The sequence below is a fragment of the Phaeovulum sp. genome (genome assembly GCF_041596715.1).
Taxonomy (GTDB): domain Bacteria; phylum Pseudomonadota; class Alphaproteobacteria; order Rhodobacterales; family Rhodobacteraceae; genus UBA6213.
Map to the genome: position 1 here is coordinate 1 of NZ_JBFHIA010000307.1, position 3045 is coordinate 3045.

Sequence of the window (3045 nt, forward strand, 5' to 3'; positions counted from 1 at the left end):
CCGACCGCAGCAGATCAATGGCCGGAAAACGCCCGCGTTCGGCAATGCTGCGCTCTAGCACCACATGCCCGTCGAGTACGCCGCGAAGGATATCGGCAATGGGCTCCTCCATGTCGGAACCCGCAACAAGAACGGAAAAAACCGCTGTGATGTCGCCTGCACCCTCGGGGCCGGGCCCCGCACGCTCGCCTAGCGCCATGATCTGGTGCGCGGTCGAGGGTGGATAGCCGCGCAGCGAAGGCGGCTCGCCCCCGGCCAAAGCCACCTCTCGGTGCGCTTCGGCAAAACGGGTGACCGAATCGGCAAGAAAAAGCACATGCGCGCCCTGATCGCGAAAGTGCTCTGCCACAGCCATTGCCGCCCAAGCGCATCGCCGCCGCAGCAAAGGGGAAAGGTCAGAGGTGGCGGCCACCACCACCGTGCGCGCCATGCCCTCGGGCCCAAGCACGCCTTCGACAAACTCGCGCAGCTCGCGCCCGCGCTCGCCTATCAGGGCAATCACCACAACATCGGCCGCGACGCCGCGCGCGAACTTGGCCAATAGCGACGATTTGCCGACACCCGAGCCGGAAAAAAGCCCGATGCGCTGGCCGCGCACCAGCGGCAGCAGCGTGTTGAAGACGCGAATCCCAGTTTCCAGACGGCCACCAAGCCGACGGCGCTGCGCGGCGGCTGGTGGGTTGGTGCGCAGCGGTCGTTCGATTGCGCCGCGCATAATCGGGCGGCCGTCGAGTGGTTGGCCGAAAGGGTCGATGATGCGGCCAATCCAGCTTTCGTCGGGCGCGATGCCGGTTTGCCCCGCCAGTTCGACTCTGTCGCCGATCGAAATCCCGTCGGCCGCGCCATCGGCCAACACGGCGATACGACCGGGATGCAAGGCAAGAACCTCTCCTCCAACCTGATGACCGCCGCGCGAAAAAAGCCTGACCCTGTCGCCCAGCGATGCCTGCGTCGAAAGCCCGGCTACCGAGAGGATGCCGCCGCTGACCTCGCTGACCCTGCCGACGGCATATGCCTGACCAAGCCCGGCTATCTCGGCGCGCAACAGATCAAATCCGGCAAAAGCCATTCTGGCCACCCCCAGTTCACGAAACGTTTTCTAAATGATTCGCTCTTAAGCCTTGGTTATCGCTCGGAGGAGAAACCCCGATGTTTGAAAATCTTGCGATCCTGAAGGTCGCACAATCGATGGCATCGCACGCGGCGCTGCGCCAGAACGCGATTTCGCAGAACATCGCCAACGCAGATACGCCCGGCTACACAGCGCGCGATGTGGCGCCTTTCGCCGAAACCTATGAGGCGGGGGCAGGCGGCACCATGCGCGCCTCGCGCCCCGAACATCTGCAAGGTTCCGGCACACTGCGCGCCGAGATCACATCGCGCAGCCAGATCAGCACCATGTCGCCGAATGGCAACTCCGTCTCGCTGGAAGACGAAATGGTCAAGGCGGTCGAGGTAAAGCGACAGCACGACCTTGCGCTTACCATCTACAAAACCTCGCTCGGCGTTCTGCGCACGAGCCTCGGGCGCAGGTGATCGTCATGGCCGATTTCAGCAGCGCACTTTCGCTTTCCGCCTCTGGCATGTCCGCGCAAGCGCAGCGACTGCGCCACGTTTCCGAAAATATCGCCAATGCAGACACCCCCGGCTACCACCGCAAGACGGCCACGTTTGAAGAGGTGGTTTCAGCGGGGCAGCACACCGGGCAGGTCGCACTTGGCCAAGTGAACCTCGACCGAACGGCGCTGACGCGGATCTACGATCCCGGGCACCCTTTGGCCGATGAAGGCGGCTACTACGACGGCTCGAATGTCGATCTGGTGGTCGAAATCGCTGACGCGCGCGAAGCGCAACGCAGCTACGAGGCGAATCTCAGGATGTTCGATCAGGCACGGCAAATGTCGTCTGCGCTGCTCGACCTCCTGCGCCGATAGAAGGAGAAGGTCCAGAATGGACGTCAGAACCTCTCTTGCCGCGCAAAGCTATGCCCAGGCCCGCCCTGCAACGGCACCGCGTCCCGCAGCGGGTGGGTCTGGGCAGAGCACGTTCGGCGCGCTTGCCAACGACTTTGCCGCCGTGCTGCGCGAGGGCGAAGATACCGCACGCGCCGCGATGACCGGGGGTGCAGACCCGCACGCCCTGGTGCAGGCGCTGGCCGCGACCGAGCTTGCAGTTGAAACCGCCGTGGCCGTGCGCGACCGGGTGGTGGAAGCCTATCAGGAAATCCTGCGGATGCCGGTCTAAGCGATGGAACAGGCACTTTTCTTCGACACGCTGCGCCAGGGGCTTTGGATTGCGGTGATGATCTCGGCGCCGATGCTTGCCGTGGCGCTTATTGCGGGGGTCGCGATCGGGCTATTTCAGGCGCTGACATCGGTGCAGGAAATGACGCTGACCTTTGTGCCCAAGGTGGGCGCGATGCTCGCGGTGTTCTGGGTTTCGATGTCGTTCATGTCGGAATCGCTGGTGGCGTTTTTCCGCCTTCAGATCATTCCGCTGATCGCGGGGGGGTAATTATGGACAACGCAATCTACGCCACCTTGACCCGGCAGTCTGGCCTGATGCGCGAAATGCAGGCGGTGGCAAACAACATCGCCAACGTCTCGACCAACGGCTTTCGCAAGGAAGGCGTGGTTTTCTCGGAACATGTCGCGGCACTTGGCGGTGCCGAGCCTTCCTTGTCGATGGCCGATGCATCGGGGCGCGTGGTCAACCTTTCGCAGGGTGCGCTGTCGCAGACAGGTGGCACTTTCGATTTTGCTATCGAAGGTGAAGGTTTCTTTTTGATCGACACACCTCAGGGGCAGCAATTGACCTGCGCAGGCAGTTTTGCGCCATCGCCAGAGGGCGAGCTTACAACGCTAGATGGCTTTCGCCTGCTCGACGCTGGCGGTGCGCCAGTGTTCGTGCCCGCCGATGCACGCGGCATTACGCTTTCGCAAGATGGCACGCTTTCCGCCGAAGGGCGGCCCTTGGCCGAGATTGGTCTTTTCATGCCAACCGATCCGAACAGCCTCGAACACGTAGGGGGCACCCGGTTTGCCG

General features: G+C 63.0%; 6 protein-coding genes. 5 read left to right on the plus strand and 1 reads right to left on the minus strand.

The features are described 5' to 3' along the window. A partial coding sequence (locus tag ABY403_RS15095) for a FliI/YscN family ATPase (protein WP_372841644.1) occupies window positions 1-1069 on the minus strand: 1069 nt, incomplete at its 3' end. An 80-nt stretch (window positions 1070-1149) separates the two neighbouring features. Here ABY403_RS15095 and ABY403_RS15100 point away from each other — a divergent pair. The 5 genes from ABY403_RS15100 to ABY403_RS15120 form a co-directional block, all read left to right on the plus strand. Continuing rightward, the gene (locus ABY403_RS15100) at window positions 1150-1536 is read left to right on the plus strand and encodes a FlgB family protein (protein ID WP_372841645.1); all 387 of its coding nucleotides are present in this window, start codon (window positions 1150-1152) and stop codon (window positions 1534-1536) included. A gap of 5 nt (window positions 1537-1541) precedes the next feature. Beyond that, the gene (gene flgC, locus ABY403_RS15105; RefSeq protein WP_372841646.1) at window positions 1542-1934 is read left to right on the plus strand and encodes a flagellar basal body rod protein FlgC; all 393 of its coding nucleotides are present in this window, start codon (window positions 1542-1544) and stop codon (window positions 1932-1934) included. 16 nt (window positions 1935-1950) lie between these two features. Further along, complete coding sequence (gene fliE, locus ABY403_RS15110) at window positions 1951-2244, plus strand: flagellar hook-basal body complex protein FliE (RefSeq protein ID WP_372841647.1); 294 nt, start codon at window positions 1951-1953, stop codon at window positions 2242-2244. A 3-nt stretch (window positions 2245-2247) separates the two neighbouring features. Further along, on the plus strand, window positions 2248-2514 hold the full coding sequence (locus ABY403_RS15115; RefSeq protein WP_372841648.1) for a flagellar biosynthetic protein FliQ: 267 nt from the start codon (window positions 2248-2250) through the stop codon (window positions 2512-2514). 2 nt (window positions 2515-2516) lie between these two features. Next, a partial coding sequence (locus tag ABY403_RS15120) for a flagellar hook-basal body complex protein (RefSeq protein WP_372841649.1) occupies window positions 2517-3045 on the plus strand: 529 nt, incomplete at its 3' end.